This window comes from Burkholderia mycopellens (assembly GCF_964265025.1).
In the GTDB taxonomy this organism is placed as follows: domain Bacteria; phylum Pseudomonadota; class Gammaproteobacteria; order Burkholderiales; family Burkholderiaceae; genus Burkholderia.
In genome coordinates this window covers 703,643-723,589 of record NZ_OZ183802.1, presented here as the reverse complement: position 1 = coordinate 723,589, position 19,947 = coordinate 703,643, and the positions used below count along the sequence as shown (strand labels likewise).

Here is a 19,947-nt window from a genome sequence, read left to right as displayed (position 1 = left end):
GCAAGACTCCAGCAAAAAGAGACGGAAGAAGCGGGGCCTCTTCCGTCTCATTAGCGTCATTTCTGCATCAACGGCCGTGTGCTCAGTCGAGCGCCTTGTCGTTCGGGTTCGCGTACAGCTTCTTCATCGAATCGGACAGCGGGAAGTTCAGGTTCAGCCCCTTCGGCGGGATCGGGTTCTCGAACCACTTCGCGTAGATCTTCGCGGCTTCGCCCGACTTCTCGACTTGCGAGATCGCGTCGTCGACGACCTTCTTGAAGTCCGCATCGCCCTTGCGCATCATGCAGCCGTACGCCTCTTCCGATTGCGGCGTGCCGACGATCACCCAGTCGCCCGGCTGCTTCGCCTTCGCGCGTTCGCCCGCGAGCAGCGCGTCATCCATCATGAACGCGACCGCGCGGCCTGACTCCAGCGTATTGAACGAATCGCCGTGATCCTTCGCGCTGATGATGCTCATGCCCATCTGCTTGTCGTTGTTCATCTTGCGCAGCAGGCGCTCGGACGTCGTGCCGGCGGTGGTCACGACCGTCTTGCCCTTCAGGTCGGCGAAATCCTTGACGCCCGAATCCTTCTTCGTCATCAGGCGCGTGCCGATCACGAAGATCGTGTCGGAGAACGCGGCCTGCTGCTGGCGCTCGGTGTTGTTGGTCGTCGAGCCGCACTCGATGTCGACCGTGCCGTTCTGCACGAGCGGAATGCGGTTCTGCGACGTGACCGGGATGTTCTTCACCTGCAGGTTCGGCAGGTTCAGCTTCTTCTTCACCGCGTCGACCACCTTCATCTGGAAGTCGCGCGAATAACCGACCACCTGCTGCTTTTCGTCGTAGTAGGAGAACGGAATCGACGACTCGCGGTGTCCCAGCGCGATCACGCCCGTGTCCTTGATCTTCTTCAGCGTGCCCGTCTCCTGAGCATGTGCGCCACTTGCGAACGCGCAAAGCGCCGCGAACATCAGGACTGCCTTTTGGTATTTCATTTTGGTCATCTCCTTGGCTAAAACCCGCGCCAGTGTATCAAAGTAATATTTTTGAAAGTACTGGTTGTTTACCGCACTGCGAATCGCGCCGCGCGAAGCCTTCCTCCCGGCTTCGCCCCCCTTCCCGCGCCTGAATGCGCACGCGGGCGGTGCCGGATTCGGCACCGCCCGCGAGGGTTCATGCACGCAACCGGATGGATTGCGTCATGGATTGATCGTAGTCAACCGATCTGAAATCGGCAACCGCCGATCAGGGGTACAGGCCGCGCATTTCACGCGCCATCAGGATGCGCTTGCACGCAACGATGAACGCTGCCGTACGCACCGACACCTTGTGCTCTTCCGCGACTGCCCACACGCCGGAGAACGCTTCGCGCATCACGCGCTCGAGACGGTGGTTGATCTCGTCTTCCGTCCAGAAGAAGCTCGAGAAATCCTGCACCCATTCGAAGTACGACACGGTCACGCCACCCGCGTTCGCGATCACGTCCGGGATCACGAGCACGCCGTTCGCGGTCAGGATGTCGTCCGCCGCCGTCGTCGTCGGGCCGTTCGCGCCTTCGACGATGATCTTCGTGCGGATCTTCGCTGCGTTCTTCTCGGTGATCTGGTTTTCCAGTGCCGCCGGGATCAGGATGTCGGTTTCGACGGTCCAGAACTCGTCATTCGGCATCGGCTCCGCACCTTCGAAGCCCGCGACGCCACCCGTGCGGGCGACGTGGTCGAGCAGCTTGTTCGAATCGAGGCCGGCCGGCTGGTAGATCGTGCCCGTGTGATCCTGCACCGCGATCACCTTCGAACCCGCTTCCTGGAACAGCTTCGCCGCGATGCCGCCGACGTTGCCGAAGCCCTGCACCGCGATGCGTGCGCCTGCGATTTCGAGGCCCTTCTTCTTCGCCGCTTCGCAGCCGACGACGAACACGCCGCGGCCCGTTGCTTCCTTGCGGCCGAGCGAACCGCCGAGTGCGATCGGCTTGCCGGTCACGACGCCGGTCGACGTCTGGCCCTGGTTCATCGAGAAGGTATCCATCATCCACGCCATCACCTGTTCGTTGGTGTTGACGTCCGGCGCCGGAATATCGGTGTTCGGGCCGATGATGATGCCGATTTCGCTGGTGTAGCGACGCGTCACGCGTTCGAGCTCACCACGCGACAGCTTGCGCGGGTCGACGCGGATACCGCCCTTCGCGCCGCCGTACGGCACGTTCACGGCCGCGTTCTTGACCGACATCCATGCGGACAGTGCCATCACTTCCGACAGCGTCACGTCCTGGTGGTAACGCACGCCGCCCTTGCCCGGGCCACGCGACACGTTGTGCTGCACGCGATAGCCTTCGAAGTGCGCGACGGTGCCGTTATCGAGCTCGATCGGCACATCGACGACCAGGATGCGCTTCGGGCGCTTCAGCGTTTCGAGCCAGCGCGACAGCGAGCCGAGGTACGGCGCGACGCGATCGACTTGCTGAAGGTAGTTGCCCCACGGGCCGAGATCGTCGGCGTGCAGGTAGGACGGGATGGACTGCAATTGCGAAGACATGGATGCTCCAACGGTCAACAGGTGCGCACATTGTCGAAAAACCCGTTTTTTTTATCCAATGCCGTTTGCTTATTCGATTATGCGTTTCTTGCATGATCGCGATTTATCGCAAATCCGCGGTCGATTTGCGCAAGAACGCACGCGATCGATCGTGCATCGCGTGCGTGAAAAGTCGTGTTTCCAGGATGCGGGAGGGCTGGCGGACAGCCGCCCGACAGGCGGCGCAAGCTCGACGACAGCCGGCCGCCCCGCGCGGTCGCGGTTAACCGCCCACGGTTAAGCCGCGGTTTCGCGCAGTTCGTCGCGCACGACGTCCCACAGCGCGCGTACGAGCTTCTGCCGCGGATCGTCGCCCTGCAGCGCGAGCTTGTCGCAGTACAGCCGGATCTCCATCGTCAGCGTGAACGGATGCGCGCCGCCACGCACCGATCGGTCGAGCCGGATCAGGCGGCCGCCCGCGACCGAATCCTCGACCGCGCTGTGCGGCAGGAACGCGATGCCGTGGCCCGCGAGCGCCATCGCCTTCAGCCCTTCGGCCATGTCGGTTTCATAGACGCGATCGAGGAACAGCGGCGTCGACGCATTCGCGACGATGACTTCCGTCATCCGGCCGAGATACGCGTTCGGCGTATATGACAGGTACGGCACGCGCGCATCGGCCGTGCCGGGCAGCGTATAGCGCGGCCGCCCCGCGCGGCCCGGCGCCGAGAACGGGCTGATCGGCTCGCTGCCGAGGATCAGCATGTCGTAGCGCGCGGGGTCGAGCGCGACCGGATGGCTCGGGTGGTGGTAGCCCATCACGAGATCGCAGCCGCCCTCGACGAGCGACAGCACCGCGTCGTGCACGTTCAGCGCGCGCAGCCGCGTGTGGACCTGGCCCATCTTCGCCTCGATCCGCTGCAGCCAGCGCGGGAAATACGTGAGCGACAGCGTGTGCGGCACCGCGAACTCGATCGTCGGCACCGGCGCGCCGACGTGGCCGCGCAGCAGCGTGCGCGCCTCGTGCGCCTGCGACAGCATCGTCAGCGCCTGTTCGTAGAAGATCTGCCCGGCCTGCGTGAGCCGCGTCGGATAGACCGAACGATCGATCAGTTCGGTCGCGAGCCATGCCTCGAGCGCCTGGATGCGCCGCGAAAACGCCGGCTGCGACACGTGCCGCAGCTCGGCGGACCGGCTAAAGCTGCGCGTTTCCGCGAGCGAGACGAAGTCTTCGAGCCATTTCAGTTCCATGCAGGCGGGCGCGGCGGGCGGCGGTCGGGAAGAAGCCTGCATTCTACCGGCGCGCCGGCCCGGCCGGCGGTGCGGCGAGCGGCCCGGCGCCCCGCCGCGAACGGGCGCCGGCGCGGTGTCCGCACGCGGCAGCACCCGCCGGCCGCGCGCGACCGGGATTGTCCCGCGCCGATGGTAAAATGCCGGATTATCCTTCCCCCTCGCTCGACCCGGCCCCAAGGCCCGCCCGATCATGTCCGACACTCGTCCCGATACGCTTTTCGCCCTCACCGCGCTTTCGCCCATCGACGGCCGCTACGCCAGCAAGACCGAAGCGCTGCGCGACTGGCTCTCCGAAGCCGCTTTCATGCGCCACCGCGTCACCGTCGAGGTGCACTGGCTGATCGCGCTGTCGCGCGCCGGCTTCGCCGAAGTCCCGCGCTTCTCCGATGCGTCCGAACAATTCCTGCTGCAGCTCGCCGAGCGCTTCACCGCGCACGACGCCGCCCGCATCAAGGAAATCGAGCGCGTGACGAACCACGACGTGAAGGCCGTCGAATACTGGCTGAAGGAATCGGTGAAGGGCCAGGAAGAACTCGAAAAGGCCAGCGAATTCATCCACTTCGCGTGCACGTCGGAAGACATCAACAACACGTCGCACGGGATGATGCTCGCCGGCGCGCGCGAACACGTGATCCTGCCGGCACTGCGCACGGTCTACCAGCGCCTCGTCGCACTCGCGCACGCACACGCCGAACAGCCGATGCTGTCGCGCACGCACGGCCAGCCGGCCAGCCCGACGACGCTCGGCAAGGAACTCGCGAACGTCGCGGCCCGCCTCGCCCGTGCGATCACGCGCATCGAGAAGGTCGAGATCCTCGGCAAGATGAACGGTGCGGTCGGCAACTTCAACGCGCATCTCTCGGCGTATCCGGAATTCGACTGGGAAGCGTTCTCGCGCGACGTGATCGAGAATCGCCTGAAACTCACGTTCAACCCGTACACGATCCAGATCGAGCCGCACGACTACATGGCCGAGCTGTTCGACGCCGTGGCGCGCGCGAACACGATCCTGCTCGATCTCGACCGCGACGTGTGGGGCTACATCTCGGTCGGCTACTTCAAGCAGAAGACGAAGGCCGGTGAAATCGGCTCGTCGACGATGCCGCACAAGGTCAACCCGATCGACTTCGAGAACTCGGAAGGCAACCTCGGCCTCGCGAACGCGACGCTGCGCCACCTCGCCGACAAGCTGCCGGTGTCGCGCTGGCAACGCGACCTGACCGACTCGACGGTGCTGCGCAACATGGGCGTCGCGCTCGGCTACTCGCTGCTCGCGTACGACTCGCTGATCCGCGGCCTCGACAAGCTCGAAGTGAACCCGCAGCGCCTGAACGAAGACCTCGACAACTGCTGGGAAGTGCTCGCCGAGCCGGTGCAGACGGTGATGCGCCGCTACGGCATCGAGAACCCGTACGAGCAGCTGAAGGAGCTGACGCGCGGCAAGGGCATCACGCGCGAAGCGCTGCAGGAATTCGTCGGCACGCTCGCGATCCCGCAGGATGCGAAGGATCGCCTGCTCGCGATGACGCCTGCGTCGTACATCGGCAAGGCCGTCGAACTCGCGAAGCGGATCGCGTAAGCGCCACCGCCGCCGCACGTAAAAAAGCCCGATGCGAGCAATCGCATCGGGCTTTTTCGTTGCCTGCAGCCGCCGGTCAGAACGAGATCATCCGCCCTGGGTTGAGCGCGCTCATCACGCTCATCGCGGCCTTCGCGGCGGGAATCGCGATCGGCGACAACTGGCGGCCGAGCGGAATCGCGCGATGGTCGATGCCGGTCAGCATCGAGAAATCGTCGTTACGGCCGACGAAATCGTCACAGATCGCCTTGCCGATCCGCACCGTCTGCGCGACGCCGTGACCGCTCCAGCCCTGCACCATGTACATCGGCACGCGGCCGTCGGTCTTGCGGCTATCGGTCGCGCCGTTCAGCGTGAAGTCGCTGACGCCGCTCCAGCAGTAGTCGAGCGCGAACCGACCGTCGTGCTGCGGGAACACGGCGTTCAGCCGCGTCAGCAGGTACGCGTTCACGTCGGGCTGCGCCCAGCACGTGCCGGTGCCCTGCCCGCCGAACAGCAGGCGGTTGCCGCGTACCGGCCGGTAGTAGTCGATCTGGAACTGCGTGTCGTACACGGGCATGCCGGCCGGCATCAGCGTCGCGACATCGACGTCGAGCGGCGCCGTCACGCTCACGTAGGTAAAGAACGGCACGGTCGTCGCGGCACCGTCGTCGAGCAGCCGGAACGTCGTGTTGTGCAGCGCGAGCACGACGCCCTTGCGCGCGGTGATCGTGCCGCCCGGCGTCGTTGCGACGACGCCGTTCGGCGTCTCGTCGAGTTCGAGCACCTCGGTGCCCTCGAACAGCGCACCGCCGTTCAGCCGGAAGCCGTGCACGAGGCCGCGCACCAGCGCGAGCGGATGAATCTGCCCGCCGAGCGCGTCGATCGCCGCGCCGTGGTACAGCCCCGAGCACACGTATTCGTCGTGCAGCTGATGGCGGCCGACGAGCGTCACGCCCGCGTCGCCGAGGTGACGGCGCGCATCCGCGCCGTCCAGCAGCGCGCTCATGTGGCCCGGGTGCACCGCCGCCGTAATGTGGCCGCGCTTGCGGTCGAGTTCAAGCGCGTAACGTGCGCCGATCGCATCGATCAGGTCCATCGATTCGGCCGATGCGAAGCGCCACAGCCGCTTCGCGTCGTCATGCGACAGGTAGTCGATCATGTCGGCGGCTTCCCAGCGCGCGAGGCCGGGCGTGAGCTGCCCGCCGTTGCGGCCCGATGCGGCCGAGCCGACGTGATGCTTGTCGACGAGGATCGTGTCGACGCCCGCTTCCGCGAGATGCAGCGCGGCCGACGCGCCGAGCAGGCCCGCGCCGATCACGAGCACGTCGCATTCGGCATCGTGCGCGAGCGGCGCGCTGTTCGCGTGACGCGACAGAGACGCCTCGTACCAGTTGGCCGGGCGCTCGCCATCGTAGCGGGCCGGGTCGCACCAGTTCCAGTTGTCTTTTTCGATGTTCAGTTGCGTTTGTTCGAAACGCGATTCGCCCTGGATCAGGGGTTGATGGTTGAAAGTCATGATTGCACTTGCATGGTCTTGGGCCGCCTGTCGAAGAGCCTTCTGGCTTCGCGGGTGGGGCAGCCGGTTCCACTTGGGTGTCAACGAAAAAAAGGGGCGTGATGGCCCGTGTTGACGGCGGGCACGCTCGTGCCGCCTGGATCCCGGACTGTGCGAAAGCACGTCTTGAAAGGTGCCGGGACACCCAATTTCTACACCGCAGAAATAATTCTGCAGTGTAGAATAACCTTTCGTCAAGTTTACAGCCGGCGCCGTATCGGCACGCCAGCCCGCATCGATGAAAGACAAACCCGCCCAGGGCCCGCGCGGCCTCGACAAGGATGCAATCGTCGCAGCCGCGCTCGCGCTGCTCGAAGACGTCGGCGAAGCCGCGTTCAGCGTACGCAAGCTCGCGCAGTCGGTCGGCTGCGACCCGATGAGCGTGCTGTATCACTTCAAGTCGAAGGAAGGCCTGAGCCGCGCGATCGCGAACGCGCTGTCGCGCTCGCTCGTGCCGGTCGATGCCGCGCTGCCGTGGCGCGAACGGCTGCGCGACCTCGCACGCCAGTACCGCGCGCTCGCGCTGCGCTACCCGGCGGCGTTCGCGCTGCTGCAGCGGCACATGAGTACCGGGCCGGCCGATCTCGCGCACATCGAGGCCGTGCATCGCGCACTGGCCGACGCCGGCATCCCGCGCGCGGCGCTGCCGTCGGTGTGCGTCGGCTGGTATGCGAGCGTGATCGGGCTTGCCGCGGCCGAAGCCGGCGGCCTCACGCGCGCCGCGAACGACGTCGAGCTCGCGGAAATGGCAGCGCTGTCCGACGCCGCGCATCCGCTCGTCAAGGCAGCCGCCCCGCTCTATGCGCAGCTCAATCCGGCAGCCGTGCATGACACGATGCTCGACGTGCTGCTCGACGGCATCGCGAAGCAGGCACGCGCGGCTTGACCGGCCCGCGGGCCCAGGTCCACCAATGAAAAAGGCGCCCCGCAGGGCGCCTTGTGCATGACGATTGCCGTGAACCGCGCTCAGTGCTGCTGCGCGAGGCCGATCTTCAGCATGACCTGATCGACGATCTGCTCGGGCGTCAGCTCGATGCTGACCTCGATCGCTTCGTCCGGGCCGGGCTCCTCGAGCGTGTCCAGCTGGCTCTTCAACAGCGACGGATCGAAGAAATGGCCGGTGCGGCTCTTCAGGCGCTCGTGCAACACCTCGAACGAACCCTTCAGATACACGAACCGCACGTCGGTGTCGGTGCCGCGCAGCACGTCGCGGTACGACCGCTTCAGCGACGAGCACGTGAACACGGCCGTCTCGCCGGCCCGCTGCTTTTCCTCGATGGCTGCGCGAATCGTGCGCAGCCACGGCCAGCGGTCGTCGTCGGTCAGCGGAATGCCGTGGTGCATCTTTTCCTTGTTCGCCGCGCTGTGAAACGCGTCGCCATCGGTATAGCTGCACGACAGGCGTTCCGCCAGCATTTCGCCGATTCGCGACTTGCCCGCGCCCGACACGCCCATTGCGATCAGAATCATTGACTACCCCTTGTTACAAAACCATGCTCAGCAGCAGCGTGAAGCCAAGACCAAGCACCGAGATGATGGTTTCGAGCAACGACCAGGTCTTGAACGTCTGACCGACCGTCATCCCGAAGTATTCCTTGATCAGCCAGAAGCCGCCGTCGTTCACGTGCGAGAAGATCAGCGAGCCCGAGCCCGTGGCGAGCACCAGCAGTTCCGGGCTGACCGTCGTGCCGGCCGCCGCCGCGATCGGTGCGACGATGCCGCAGGCCGTGGTCATCGCGACCGTCGCCGAACCCGTCGCGAGACGCATCAGCGCGGCAACGAACCAGCCGAGCAGCAGCGGCGACAGGTGCGCGTGCTTCGCGGTTTCGACGATCTGCTGCGAAATCCCGCTGTCGCGCAGGACGCCGCCGAAGCCGCCGCCCGCGCCGACGATCAGCGTGATGCCGGCGATCGGCGCCAGGCACTCGCCGCAGAACTTCTGGATCTGGTCGCGGTTGAAGCCCTGCAGCTTGCCGAACGTGAAGAAGCTCACGAGCACGGCGATCAGCAGCGCGACGTCCGAGTTGCCGGCAAAGCGCAGCAGGTTGTTCGGCAGCGACTTCGGCGCGAACAGCAGGTCGGCCCAGCTGCCGACGAGCATCAGCACGACGGGCAGCAGGATCGTGAACAGCGTGATGCCGAAGCTCGGCAGTTCACGCTTGCGGCCATCCGTGTGCGTGTCGACGAATTGGGCGGCGAGCGGGTTGTTCTCCGGCAGCTTCACGAACTTCGAGATCGTCAGCGCGAACAGCGGGCCCGCGATGATCGCGGTCGGCACGCCGACGATCAGGCCGAACGCGATCGTCTTGCCGATATCGGCGCCGTATTGCTGAACGGCCAGGAGTGCGGCCGGGTGCGGCGGGATCAGGCCGTGCACGACGGACAGGCCGGCCACCATCGGCAGGCCGACGACGAGCAGCGACTTGCCGGTGCGCTTCGCGACGTTGAACGCGATCGGGATCAGCAGCACGAAGCCGACTTCGAAGAACACCGGCAGGCCGACGATGATCGCGACGAACATCATCGCCCAGTGGATGTTCTTTTCACCGAACCAGTCGATCAGCGTGGTCGCGATCCGTTCGGCGCCGCCCGATTCGGCCATCATCTTGCCGAGCATCGTGCCAAGGCCGACGACGATCGCGATGTGGCCGAGCGTGCCGCCGGTGCCCGCCTCGAACGACTTGACGATCTTGTCCATCGGCATCCCGACGACGAGACCCAGGCCGAGCGAGACGATGATCAGCACCAGAAACGGGTAGATCTTGAAGCGCGCGATCATCAGGATCAGCGCGGCGATCGCGATCAGCGTGAATACGAGCAGCATGCTGCCTTGGACAGCCCCCATGTGGCACTCCTCCTAGAATTGTTCGAGCCGGGCGAGTTGTTGCGAGTATGCCCGGCTAAGCAGGTCTCCGAAACACGGGGGGTACCCACCCCGTCAGGACGCTGAATTTTACTTATCTTTACGGTTCGCGGATAGAACCGGTTCCATCAGCAAAAACCCTCGGCAAAACAAGCACTAAGGCTCGCTTTCCGAGGGTCAAACCATCATTTCGTACAAGTCTTAACGGGGCAGCTGGCTCGCGGCTTGCGCGAGGCGCGTGACTTCGGCCCAGTCCTGCGCGGCGAGCGCGGCTTTCGGCGTGAGCCACGAACCGCCGACGCAGACGACGTTCGGCAGTTTCAGGAAATTCGGCGCCGTTTCGACGGTGATGCCGCCGGTCGGGCAGAACTTCAGCGCCGGGAACGGGCCGTGGAACGCCTGCAGCATCGGCACGCCGCCCGCCTGCTGCGCGGGGAAGAACTTCACGATCTCGTAGCCGAATTCGAGCGCCTGGATGATGTCGCTCGGCGTCATCACGCCCGGCAGCAGCGGCAGGCCCGCGTCGAGCGACGCGAGGTGCAGCTCCTTCGTCAGGCCCGGCGACACGCCGAACTTCGCGCCCGCGCGCTTCGCCTGCTCACAATGCTCCGGCTTCGTGATCGTGCCAACGCCGACGACGATGTCGTCCGCGAGCTGGCTCGCACGCTGGATCGCCTCCAGGCCGGCCGGCGTGCGCAGCGTGATCTCGAGCACCTTCACGCCACCCGCGTGCAACGCGCGCGACACGTGTTCGCCCTGCTCGACCGAGTCGAATGCGAGCACCGGGATGACCGGGCCCAGCTTCACGATTTCAGCAATCGTCTTCATTGAATTGGCTCCTTGAAATTCATGCGGCGACGTGGGCGGCCGTTTCGCCGACCAGCGCGCCGAAAACCGATGCGCCCTGCTCGGCCGGCGCGGCGGCCGCGCGGAACACGCCGAACAGTTCACGCCCGAAACCGACCTCGTTCTCGGCCTGGTGCAGCGGCTGCGCGACCGGGCGCGCCTGCCACTCGGCGGCGTCGACCTCGATGTCGAGCACGCCGGCTTCCGCGTCGATCACGAGCGTATCGCCCGTCTTCACCTTGCCGAGCGGGCCCGCCAGCAGCGCCTCGGGCGACACGTGGATCACGGCCGGCACCTTGCCCGACGCGCCCGACATGCGGCCGTCGGTGACGAGCGCGACATGGAAGCCCTGATCCTGCAGCACGCCGAGCAGCGGCGTCAAACGGTGCAGCTCGGGCATCCCGTTCGCGCGCGCACCCTGGAAGCGCACCACCGCGACGAAATCGCGCTTCAGCTCGCCGCGATCGAATGCTTCCTGCACGGCTTCCTGCGAATCGAACACGATCGCGGGGGCGATCACCTTGCGGTGCTCGGGCGCGACCGCCGAAATCTTGATCACGCCGCGGCCGAGCCGGCCCTGCATCAGGCGCAGGCCGCCGTCCGGCTGGAACGGGTCGCCAATACCGCGCAGCACCTTCGTGTCGTGGCTCTCCGCCGCGCCGTCGACCCACGTCAGCTTGCCGTCGATCAGCTTCGGCTCCTTCGTGTAGTGCGACAGTCCCTTGCCGGCCACCGTCGTCACGTCCTCGTGCAGCAGGCCGCCTTCGAGCAGGTTGCGCACCAGGAACGCGACGCCGCCCGCCGCGTGGAAGTGGTTCACGTCGGCCTTGCCGTTCGGGTAGATCTTCGCGAGCAGCGGCACGACGGCCGACAGTTCGTCGAAATCGTTCCAGTCGATCAGGATGCCGGCCGCGCGCGCGATCGCGACGAGGTGCAGCGTGTGGTTGGTCGAGCCGCCCGTCGCGAGCAGCGCGACGATCCCGTTGACGATCGCCTTCTCGTCGATTACATGGCCGATCGGCGTGTAGTGGCCGCGCTCGACGGTCAGGTCGAGTACGCGGCGCGCAGCCTCGGCCGTCAGCGCGGTGCGCAGCGGCGTGTGCGGGTGGACGAACGCCGAACCCGGCAGGTGCAGCCCCATCAGCTCCATCAGCATCTGGTTGCTGTTCGCGGTGCCGTAGAACGTGCAGGTGCCGTGGCCGTGATACGCGGCCGATTCGGCCTCGAGCAGCGCGTCGCGGCCGACCTGGCCGGTCGCGAACTGCTGGCGAATCTTCGCCTTGTCGTCGTTCGACAGGCCGCTCGTCATCGGGCCGGCCGGCACGAAGATCGTCGGCAGGTGGCCGAACTGCAGCGCGCCGATCAGCAGGCCCGGCACGATCTTGTCGCAGATGCCCAGGCAGAGCGCCGCGTCGAACATGTTGTGCGTGAGCGCGATTGCCGTGCCCATCGCGATCGCCTCGCGCGAGAACAGCGACAGCTCCATCCCCGGGTTGCCCTGCGTGACGCCGTCGCACATCGCCGGTACGCCGCCCGCGAACTGCGCGACACCGCCGTTCTCGCGCGCGGCCGCCTTGATGATGTCGGGGAAATCCTTGTACGGCGCGTGCGCGGACAGCATCTCGTTGTACGAGGACACGATGCCGATGTTCGGCTCGCGGATCGCCTTGATCGCGAACTTGTCGTTGCCTTCGAGGCCGGCGAAGCCGTGCGCGAGGTTCGCGCACGAGAGCGCGCCGCGCGCCGGGAACTTGCCCTGCGCGCCGTCGATGCGCTGCAGATAGGCGGAACGGGTCGAATGGCTGCGGGCGATCACGCGTTCGGTGACCTTCGCCAGGGTGGGGTGCAGCGACGTCATGCTGGGCGCTCCTGTATGCCGGCCGACACCGGCGGTTGGAATCGTGGGGACGGTCGAATGCATCGACAGAACGAAGCCAGTCTAGTAGAAAAACTACACGCGTGCAATGCCGATCGATTCGCGCGCAACCCTTATTCCCGCTACCAGCAAGGCTTTACCTAGTAAAAACCCTAATTACCCTCGTCATCGCTGCGCCGAGAGCACTGTGATAGCGCTAGTATTTTTATGTAGATTTTCTACAATTCGATTGCGATACACTCGCTCATCCGAACCCGATTTCTGCCTGCCGCCCCATGCTGCCCCGCATTGAAGCAATCCGCGCCGAGTTGCGCCCGTCCGAGCGCAAGCTCGCCGACTACATCCTCGCCGCGCCGCGCGAGGTGCTCGACCTCGCGATGACCGAGCTGTCGACGCGCGCGGGCGTCAGCCAGCCGACGATCGCCCGCTTCTGCCAGGCGCTCGGCTGCAGCGGCTTTCGCGAATTCAAGATCCGGCTCGCGCAGAGCGTCGCGCCGGGCGTGTCGTCGGTCTATCGCGACGTCAAGCCCGACGAACCAGCGCCCGGCATCATCGGCAAGGTGTTCGACCGCACGATCGGGGCGCTGATCGAGGTGCGCAACAGCCTGTCCGCGGACAGCGTTGCCGAGGCGATTGCGCTGCTGTCGAACGCCTCGCGGATCGAGTTCTACGGCGCCGGCGGCTCGGGCATCGCCGCGCAGGACATCCAGCACAAGTTCTTCCGGCTCGGCGTGCCGAGTGTCGCGTATTCGGATCCGCACACGTTCTCGATGTCGTCGGCGCTGCTCGGCCCGCACGACGTCGTCGTCGCGATCTCGAACACCGGCCGCACGCGCGACATCGTCGACGCCGCGCGCTCCGCGCTCGCGTGCGGCGCGAAGGTCGTTGCGATTACGCAGAGCCATTCGCCGCTCGCGAAGCTCGCGACGGTGAGCCTCGCGTCGAATGTCGCCGAGGAAACCGACGTGTTCTCGCCGATGACGTCGCGGATGTCTCATCTCGCGATCGGGGACATCCTCGCGGTCGGCGTCGCGCTGTCGCGCGGCCCGGCGCTGATGGAGCGGGTCGGCCGCGCGAAGGAGGCGATCACGCGCCGCCGGATCGACGACGGCGCGAAGGATTGAGCCGGCACCGCTGCCGACCGCGCGTAAAAGACAAACGGCGCCCCGCGGGGCGCCGTTGCACATCGGGCGGTGCCGGCAACCTCTCCGGCCAAACCGCTCAGAACGGCTTGATCACGACCAGCGCGACCGCCGCGAGCATGCCGAGCACCGGCAGCTCGTTGAACACGCGATACCACTTGTCGGTGCGGCGGTTCTCGCCGCGCTCGAACACCCGCAGCAGGTGCCCGCAATACGCGTGGTAGATGATCAGCAGCAGCACGACCGTCACCTTCGCGTGAATCCAGCCCTGCCCCTGCCCGATGCCGATCGCGAGCCAGAGCCACAGCCCGCAGGCCAGCGCCGGCACCGCGATCATCGTCATGAAGCGGAACAGCTTGCGCGCCATCAGCAGCAGGCGCCGCACGGCGGCCGGATCGGTTTCCATGGCCAGGTTCACGTAGATGCGCGGCAAGTAGAACAACCCTGCAAACCACGCGGCGATCAGAACGATATGGAACGTCTTGACCCAGAGCATCGCCATCGGTTGAGTGCCTCGCTGTTTACTGGCGGCCTTCGCCGTGTCCGAGCACGACGTACTTCAGCGACGTCAGCCCTTCCAGGCCGACGGGGCCACGTGCGTGCAGCTTGTCGTTCGAGATGCCGATTTCCGCGCCGAGGCCGAATTCGAAGCCGTCCGCGAAGCGCGTCGACGCGTTGACCATCACGCTCGCCGAATCGACCTCGCGCAGGAACCGCATCGCGCGGTCGTGATCCTCGGTGACGATCGCGTCCGTGTGGTGCGAGCCGTAATGGTTGATGTGCTCGATCGCGGCGTCGAGGCCGTCGACCACCTTGATCGCGAGCACCGGTGCGAGATATTCGGTGTGCCAGTCTTCCTCGGTGGCATCGACGAGCGGGCCGACACCCGCATCGGCGAGCACCGCGCGCGCGGCCGCATCGACGCGCAGTTCGACCTGCTTGTCGCGATACAGCTTGCCGAGCGGCGGCAGCAGCGTCGCCGCGACACCGCTCGAAACGAGCAGCGTCTCCATCGTGTTGCAGGTGCCGTAGCGGTGCGTCTTCGCGTTGTCGCAGACGGTCAGCGCCTTCGCGAGATCGGCGCGTTCGTCGACGTACACGTGGCAGATGCCGTCGAGGTGCTTGATCATCGGCACGCGCGCCTCGTTGATCAGGCGCTCGATCAGGCTCTTGCCGCCGCGCGGCACGATCACGTCGACGTATTCGGTCATCGTGATCAGCTTGCCGACCGCCGCGCGATCGGCCGTCGCGACGACCTGCACCGCGTCCTGCGGCAGGCCGGCTGCCTCGAGCCCTTCGCCGATCAGCTTCGCGAGCGCCGCGTTCGATTCGAGCGCTTCGGAGCCGCCGCGCAGGATCGTCGCATTGCCCGACTTCAGGCACAGCGCAGCCGCGTCGATCGTGACGTTCGGGCGCGATTCGTAGATGATGCCGATCACGCCGAGCGGCACGCGCATCTGGCCGACCTGAATGCCGCTCGGGCGGTACTTGAGGTTGCCGATCTCGCCGATCGGATCGGCCAGCGACGCCACCTGGCGCAAGCCCTCGACCATCGTCTTCAGCGCCTTGTCCGACAGCGTCAGGCGATCGACGAACGCCGCATCGAGCCCCTTTTCACGGGCACGGGCGACATCGCGGGCATTCGCGTCCTTCAGCACCTGCGCGTCGCGTTCGATCGCGCGCGCCACGGCGTCGAGCGCCGCGTTCTTCGCGGCCGTGCTGGCGCGCGCCATTGCGCGGGAAGCGTGCCGGGCGCGACGGCCCAGGTCGGTCATGTACTGATCGATATCCATCGTGTGACTCGAGAAGCGCGCCGCGCTGGGCGGCATGAATTCTTGGGGAAGCGTGAGCGGCGGCGGCCGGAGAGCCGCGCCAGCTATCGAAACATTGTAAGCGGGTTGCGCAGCGCGCGCTGAAGGCCCGAACGGGACTTAGCGTCGCACGCGCCCCGCGGTCGGCGGTCGCTCGCCGCGGGCACCGGCCACCGTCATCGCGAGCTGGAACAGCCCGTCCCACGGATCGGGCGGCGGTTCGTCCTGTGTGCGGCGGCCCGGCGCGACGGCCGTGAGCCCCTTGACCTGACGGTCGAGCTTCGCGGCAAACGCCAGCGCCTTCTCGAGCACGGCTTCCGACACGCGATTCAGCGCGGGGCCGACCAGCCGCTCGCGCGGCCCCCACACGCGGTTCTCGCGCAGCAGCGTCGCCAGCGGCTTGCCGGCCGTCGTGCCGCGCTTGATCCGCAGCAGCGTGCGCAATTCCTCGACGACGGCCCACATCACGAGCACGATCGCCTCGCCCTCGCCCTTCAAGCCGTCGATCATCCGCGCGAGCCGCGCAGCGTCGCCGGCGAGCATGGCTTCGTTCAGCTTGAAGACGTCGTAACGCGCGACGTTCAGCACCGCGTCGTGCACCTGCTCGAACGACAGTGCCCCCTGCGGATACAGCAGCCCGAGCTTCTGGATTTCCTGGTGTGCGGCAAGCAGGTTGCCTTCGACGCGCTCGGCGATGAACTGCAGCGCGCGCCGCCCGTCCTCGCCGGGCGCGGCGCGCTGGCCCTGCATCGCGAGGCGCAGGCCGATCCAGTTCGGCAGCTGCGCGCGGTCGACCGGATCGATCTTCAGCGCGACACCGCCGTTCTGCAGCGCGGTGAACCATGCGGATTTTTGCGTGGCCGCGTCGAGGCGCGGCAACGTGACGAGCATCAGCGCGTCGGGGTTCGGCGTGGCCGCGAGCGTCTTCAGCGCATCGGCGCCTTCCTTGCCGGGCTTGCCCGACGGAATGCGCAGCTCGATCAGCTGGCGCTCGCCGAACAGCGACATCGCCTGGGTTGCGCCGAGCAGCACGCTCCAGTCGAAGCCGCGCTCGACCGTATGCACCGAACGCTCGGTGAAACCGGCCGCGCGCGCGGCCGCGCGAATGCGGTCGCACGCTTCCTGCGCGAGCAGCGGCTCGTCGCCGTAGACGGTATAGAGCCCGGCCAACCCCTTCGCGAGGTGCGGCTCCAGTGCATCAAGTCGCAGTTGCATCGATACGTGCGCCGTCGATCAGAGCGGCGGCGGCGGCAGCGGCGCGCGCGGTGCGACGCCCGGTACCACGTCTTCCGGCGCCGGCGTCAGCGAATGGACGATCGCGAGACGCCGCATCAGCTGGTCGACCGCATCGTTCTGCATGTCGCCGTACAGGATGTCGGCTTCCTGCGCCTTCGCGTTCGTGTACTGGTCGCTGTACGTCATCGCGCGGTTCAGCGCGATCGCGCTCGGCGGGATCAGCACCGTGCCGTCCTTGCTCGTCAACGTATAGTTCAGCGTGTAGAACAGCGCGTATTCCTGCGCCGAGCCGTACTTGTTGAGCGTCAGCGTGTTCTGGCCACGCGACTCCCACATGCGCAGCACGGCATCGGCGTCGTCCGCCGACTTGACGATCTTCGTGTCGCTGCCGGCCTCGACGAGGCGCACGAGGCGCGCCTCGACCGGCGCCGGCGCGCCGGCGATCAGCAGGTGCTTGAACGCGTAGTCCTGCTGGCCGCGCAACTGGAAGCCGCATGCCGACAGCGCAACCGCGCTGCCGACTGCGAGCATCAAAAACGATCTGCGGATCACCTTCGCTCCTTCTGGGTACGTCCGACGGCCAACGGCCGTCAGACGACGATGTTCACGAGGCGGCCCGGCACGACGACGATCTTCTTCGCCGGCTTGCCGTCGCTGAACTTCGCGAACGCGTCGTCGGCCACCGCCGCGGCTTCGATCGCCTCGCGGCTCGCGTCCTTCGCCACCTTCAGCGCGCCGCGCACCTTGCCGTTCACCTGCAGCACGAGTTCGATCTCGGCCTGCTCGAGCGCGGCCTCGTCGACCTTCGGCCACGGTGCGTCGAGCAGCGGGCCGAATTCGTCCGCGTAGCCAAGCGCCTTCCACAGCTCGAACGTGACGTGCGGCACGACCGGGTACAGCACGCGCAGCAGCACGCCGTACGTTTCACGCAGCACGCCGGGCGTCGCGCCCTTCGCGCCGTCGATCGCGTTCAGCATCTTCATCGCAGCCGACACGACCGTGTTGTACTGCAAGCGCTGGTAGTCGAAATCGGCCTGCTTCAGCACGCTGTAGATCTCGCGGCGCAGCGCCTTGTCGGCTTCGCCGAGCGCGGCCGCATCGAAGCCCGCGCGCGCGGCGAGCGCTTCGCGGTTCGCCGCGCCGAAGCTCCACACGCGGCGCAGGAAGCGGCTCGCGCCCTCGACGCCCGCACCCGACCACTCGAGCTGCTGCTCGGGCGGCGCGGCGAACATCGTGAACAGGCGCGCGGTATCGGCACCGTACTGGTCGATCAGCACCTGCGGATCGACGCCGTTGTTCTTCGACTTCGACATCTTCTCGATGCCGCCGAGCACGACCGGCTGGCCGTCCGTGTTCAGCGTCGCGCCGACCGGGCGGCCCTTGTCGTCGTGCGTGACCGTCACGTCGGCCGGGTTGTACCAGGTCTTCTTGCCGGAAGCGTCTTCACGGTAGAACGTCTCGTTCAGCACCATGCCCTGCGTGAGCAGGTTCTTCGCCGGCTCACCGAACTTCACGAGGCCGAGGTCGCGCATCACCTTGGTCCAGAAGCGCGAATACAGCAGGTGCAGGATCGCGTGCTCGATGCCGCCAATGTACTGATCCATCGGCATCCAGTAATCGGTGCGCGCGTCGACCATCGTCTCGGCATCCGGCGCCGTGTAGCGCGAGAAGTACCACGAGGAATCGACGAAGGTGTCCATCGTGTCGGTTTCGCGCTTGGCCGCCGCACCGCACTTCGGGCACGTGCAGTTCAGGAACGCTTCCGACTTCGCGAGCGGGTTGCCCGAGCCGTCCGGCACGAGGTCTTCCGGCAGCACGACGGGCAGGTCCTTCTCCGGCACCGGCACGTCGCCGCACGACGGGCAGTGGATGATCGGGATCGGCGTGCCCCAGTAGCGCTGGCGCGACACGCCCCAGTCGCGCAGGCGCCACGTGACCTGCTTGTCGCCGAAACCACCGGCCTTCAGGTCGGCCGCCACCGCGTCGACGGCTTCCGTGTAGCGCAGGCCGTCGTACTTGCCGCTGTTCACGCAGACGGCGACTTCCTTGTCGCCGTACCACTCCTGCCATGCGTCGAGCGAGTACTGCTGGCCTTCGGCCGCGATCACCTGCTTGATCGGCAGGTTGTATTTCTTCGCGAACGCGAAATCGCGCTCGTCGTGGCCCGGCACGCCCATCACCGCGCCTTCGCCATAGCTCATCAGCACATAGTTGCCGATCCACACCTCGACGGGCTCGCCCGTCAGCGGATGCGTGACCGAGAAGCCCGTCGCGACGCCCTTCTTCTCCATCGTCGCAACGTCGGCCTCGGCGACGCCGCCGCGCTTGCATTCGTCGATGAATGCGAGCAGTTCCGGCTTGTCCTGCGCAAGACGCGTGGCCAGCGGATGCTCGGCCGCGATCGCGCAGAAGGTGACGCCCATGATCGTGTCGGCGCGCGTCGTGAACACGCGCAGCAGCTTCTTCTCGCCGTCGAGTTCGTACGGGAAGCCGAAGTTCACGCCGAAGCTCTTGCCGATCCAGTTCTGCTGCATGATCTTCACGCGCTCGGGCCAGCCGAGGCCGTCGAGGTCGTTCAGCAGCTCATCCGCGTACTGCGTGATGCGCAGGTAGTACATCGGGATCTCGCGCTTCTCGACGAGCGCGCCCGAACGCCAGCCGCGGCCGTCGATCACCTGCTCGTTCGCGAGCACGGTCTGGTCGACCGGGTCCCAGTTCACGGTGCCCGTCTTCTTGTACGCGATGCCCTTCTCGAGCATCTTCAGGAACAGCCACTGGTTCCACTTGTAGTAGTCGGGCTTGCACGTCGCGATCTCGCGCGACCAGTCGATCGCGAGGCCCATCGACTGCATCTGGCCCTTCATGTAGTCGATGTTGTCGTAGGTCCACTTCGCGGGCGGCACGCCGTTCGCCATCGCGGCGTTCTCGGCCGGCATCCCGAACGCGTCCCAGCCCATCGGCATCAACGTGTTGTAGCCGTTCATCCGCAGATAGCGGTACATCACGTCGTTGATCGTGTAGTTGCGCACGTGACCCATGTGCAGCTTGCCGGACGGGTACGGCAGCATCGATACGCAGTAGAACTTGGGCTTCTGCGAATCTTCCTTCGTCTTGTAGGCATCGGCTGCGCGCCAGTCGCCCTGGGCGGCGGCTTCGACGTCGGCGGGTACGTATCTCTCGTGCATGGTGTGGTTCGGACTAGGCTTTAAGCGGCGCGACGGCGCGCGCGCAGGAGTGGATCGAAAATCGTGCTTGCCCGGCGGACCTGCAGG

At 66.3% G+C, this 19,947-nt stretch carries 16 protein-coding genes; 3 read left to right on the top strand and 13 right to left on the bottom strand.

What is annotated here, in order from left to right:
- Nucleotides 1–82: 82 nt before the first annotated feature.
- The 3 genes from ACPTTC_RS03465 to ACPTTC_RS03455 form a co-directional block, all read right to left on the bottom strand.
- Complete coding sequence (locus tag ACPTTC_RS03465) at nucleotides 83–976, bottom strand: glutamate/aspartate ABC transporter substrate-binding protein (RefSeq protein WP_423391557.1); 894 nt, start codon at nucleotides 974–976, stop codon at nucleotides 83–85.
- Nucleotides 977–1,226: 250 nt separating this feature from the next.
- On the bottom strand, nucleotides 1,227–2,513 hold the full coding sequence (locus ACPTTC_RS03460) for a Glu/Leu/Phe/Val family dehydrogenase (protein WP_175955703.1): 1,287 nt from the start codon (nucleotides 2,511–2,513) through the stop codon (nucleotides 1,227–1,229).
- Nucleotides 2,514–2,789: 276 nt separating this feature from the next.
- Complete coding sequence (locus tag ACPTTC_RS03455) at nucleotides 2,790–3,743, bottom strand: LysR substrate-binding domain-containing protein (protein ID WP_423391556.1); 954 nt, start codon at nucleotides 3,741–3,743, stop codon at nucleotides 2,790–2,792.
- Nucleotides 3,744–3,975: 232 nt separating this feature from the next.
- Here ACPTTC_RS03455 and purB point away from each other — a divergent pair, with 232 nt between their 5' ends.
- Nucleotides 3,976–5,364, top strand: a complete 1,389-nt coding sequence (gene purB, locus ACPTTC_RS03450; RefSeq protein ID WP_175971346.1) for an adenylosuccinate lyase — start codon at nucleotides 3,976–3,978, stop codon at nucleotides 5,362–5,364.
- Nucleotides 5,365–5,440: 76 nt separating this feature from the next.
- Here the strand turns inward: purB and ACPTTC_RS03445 are convergent, their stop codons facing one another.
- Nucleotides 5,441–6,862, bottom strand: coding sequence for an NAD(P)/FAD-dependent oxidoreductase (locus ACPTTC_RS03445; RefSeq protein WP_423391555.1), 1,422 nt, complete (start codon nucleotides 6,860–6,862; stop codon nucleotides 5,441–5,443).
- A gap of 277 nt (nucleotides 6,863–7,139) precedes the next feature.
- Between ACPTTC_RS03445 and ACPTTC_RS03440 the strand changes: the two genes are divergently transcribed.
- Entirely contained in the window at nucleotides 7,140–7,787 is a 648-nt protein-coding gene (locus ACPTTC_RS03440) for a TetR/AcrR family transcriptional regulator (RefSeq protein WP_423391554.1), read from the top strand.
- A gap of 80 nt (nucleotides 7,788–7,867) precedes the next feature.
- Here the strand turns inward: ACPTTC_RS03440 and ACPTTC_RS03435 are convergent, their stop codons facing one another.
- The 4 genes from ACPTTC_RS03435 to edd form a co-directional block, all read right to left on the bottom strand.
- On the bottom strand, nucleotides 7,868–8,371 hold the full coding sequence (locus ACPTTC_RS03435; protein WP_175955695.1) for a gluconokinase: 504 nt from the start codon (nucleotides 8,369–8,371) through the stop codon (nucleotides 7,868–7,870).
- Between the two features lie 13 nt (nucleotides 8,372–8,384).
- Nucleotides 8,385–9,746, bottom strand: coding sequence for a GntP family permease (locus tag ACPTTC_RS03430; protein ID WP_175955693.1), 1,362 nt, complete (start codon nucleotides 9,744–9,746; stop codon nucleotides 8,385–8,387).
- A gap of 219 nt (nucleotides 9,747–9,965) precedes the next feature.
- A complete protein-coding gene (gene eda / locus ACPTTC_RS03425) occupies nucleotides 9,966–10,592 on the bottom strand; it encodes a bifunctional 4-hydroxy-2-oxoglutarate aldolase/2-dehydro-3-deoxy-phosphogluconate aldolase (protein WP_011350938.1) in 627 nt (208 codons plus the stop codon).
- A gap of 19 nt (nucleotides 10,593–10,611) precedes the next feature.
- Nucleotides 10,612–12,468 (bottom strand): phosphogluconate dehydratase, encoded by a 1,857-nt coding sequence (edd, locus tag ACPTTC_RS03420; protein ID WP_423391553.1) that lies wholly within the window; start codon nucleotides 12,466–12,468, stop codon nucleotides 10,612–10,614.
- Nucleotides 12,469–12,761: 293 nt separating this feature from the next.
- Here edd and ACPTTC_RS03415 point away from each other — a divergent pair, with 293 nt between their 5' ends.
- Nucleotides 12,762–13,610, top strand: a complete 849-nt coding sequence (locus ACPTTC_RS03415) for a MurR/RpiR family transcriptional regulator (protein ID WP_423391552.1) — start codon at nucleotides 12,762–12,764, stop codon at nucleotides 13,608–13,610.
- 97 nt (nucleotides 13,611–13,707) lie between these two features.
- Here ACPTTC_RS03415 and ACPTTC_RS03410 read toward each other — a convergent pair whose 3' ends face one another.
- From ACPTTC_RS03410 to leuS, 5 genes are all read right to left on the bottom strand, one after another.
- Nucleotides 13,708–14,130: a CopD family protein gene (locus ACPTTC_RS03410; protein ID WP_144245423.1), complete on the bottom strand. Its 423-nt coding sequence runs from the start codon at nucleotides 14,128–14,130 to the stop codon at nucleotides 13,708–13,710.
- A 19-nt stretch (nucleotides 14,131–14,149) separates the two neighbouring features.
- Nucleotides 14,150–15,421, bottom strand: a complete 1,272-nt coding sequence (locus ACPTTC_RS03405; RefSeq protein WP_423391551.1) for a glutamate-5-semialdehyde dehydrogenase — start codon at nucleotides 15,419–15,421, stop codon at nucleotides 14,150–14,152.
- A 138-nt stretch (nucleotides 15,422–15,559) separates the two neighbouring features.
- Nucleotides 15,560–16,654 carry a DNA polymerase III subunit delta gene (gene holA / locus ACPTTC_RS03400; RefSeq protein ID WP_423391550.1) on the bottom strand — a complete coding sequence of 365 codons (1,095 nt, stop codon included), beginning with the start codon at nucleotides 16,652–16,654 and terminating at the stop codon, nucleotides 15,560–15,562.
- 18 nt (nucleotides 16,655–16,672) lie between these two features.
- Entirely contained in the window at nucleotides 16,673–17,227 is a 555-nt protein-coding gene (lptE, locus tag ACPTTC_RS03395) for an LPS assembly lipoprotein LptE (RefSeq protein WP_039361502.1), read from the bottom strand.
- 38 nt (nucleotides 17,228–17,265) lie between these two features.
- Nucleotides 17,266–19,860, bottom strand: a complete 2,595-nt coding sequence (leuS, locus tag ACPTTC_RS03390; protein WP_423391549.1) for a leucine--tRNA ligase — start codon at nucleotides 19,858–19,860, stop codon at nucleotides 17,266–17,268.
- Between the last annotated feature and the right edge of the window lie 87 nt (nucleotides 19,861–19,947).

Bases quoted from the DNA above. Each gene is read 5' to 3' on its own strand.
- ACPTTC_RS03460 (WP_175955703.1), bottom strand. From the start codon at position 2,513: ATGTCTTCGCAATTGCAGTCCATCCCGTCCTACCTGCACGCCGACGAT.
- ACPTTC_RS03445 (WP_423391555.1), bottom strand. From the start codon at position 6,862: ATGACTTTCAACCATCAACCCCTGATCCAGGGCGAATCGCGTTTCGAA.
- edd (WP_423391553.1), bottom strand. From the start codon at position 12,468: ATGACGTCGCTGCACCCCACCCTGGCGAAGGTCACCGAACGCGTGATC.
- ACPTTC_RS03440 (WP_423391554.1), top strand. From the start codon at position 7,140: ATGAAAGACAAACCCGCCCAGGGCCCGCGCGGCCTCGACAAGGATGCA.
- purB (WP_175971346.1), top strand. From the start codon at position 3,976: ATGTCCGACACTCGTCCCGATACGCTTTTCGCCCTCACCGCGCTTTCG.
- ACPTTC_RS03430 (WP_175955693.1), bottom strand. From the start codon at position 9,746: ATGGGGGCTGTCCAAGGCAGCATGCTGCTCGTATTCACGCTGATCGCG.
- holA (WP_423391550.1), bottom strand. From the start codon at position 16,654: ATGCAACTGCGACTTGATGCACTGGAGCCGCACCTCGCGAAGGGGTTG.
- ACPTTC_RS03415 (WP_423391552.1), top strand. From the start codon at position 12,762: ATGCTGCCCCGCATTGAAGCAATCCGCGCCGAGTTGCGCCCGTCCGAG.
- ACPTTC_RS03465 (WP_423391557.1), bottom strand. From the start codon at position 976: ATGAAATACCAAAAGGCAGTCCTGATGTTCGCGGCGCTTTGCGCGTTC.
- leuS (WP_423391549.1), bottom strand. From the start codon at position 19,860: ATGCACGAGAGATACGTACCCGCCGACGTCGAAGCCGCCGCCCAGGGC.
- eda (WP_011350938.1), bottom strand. From the start codon at position 10,592: ATGAAGACGATTGCTGAAATCGTGAAGCTGGGCCCGGTCATCCCGGTG.
- ACPTTC_RS03455 (WP_423391556.1), bottom strand. From the start codon at position 3,743: ATGGAACTGAAATGGCTCGAAGACTTCGTCTCGCTCGCGGAAACGCGC.
- ACPTTC_RS03410 (WP_144245423.1), bottom strand. From the start codon at position 14,130: ATGGCGATGCTCTGGGTCAAGACGTTCCATATCGTTCTGATCGCCGCG.
- ACPTTC_RS03435 (WP_175955695.1), bottom strand. From the start codon at position 8,371: ATGATTCTGATCGCAATGGGCGTGTCGGGCGCGGGCAAGTCGCGAATC.
- ACPTTC_RS03405 (WP_423391551.1), bottom strand. From the start codon at position 15,421: ATGGATATCGATCAGTACATGACCGACCTGGGCCGTCGCGCCCGGCAC.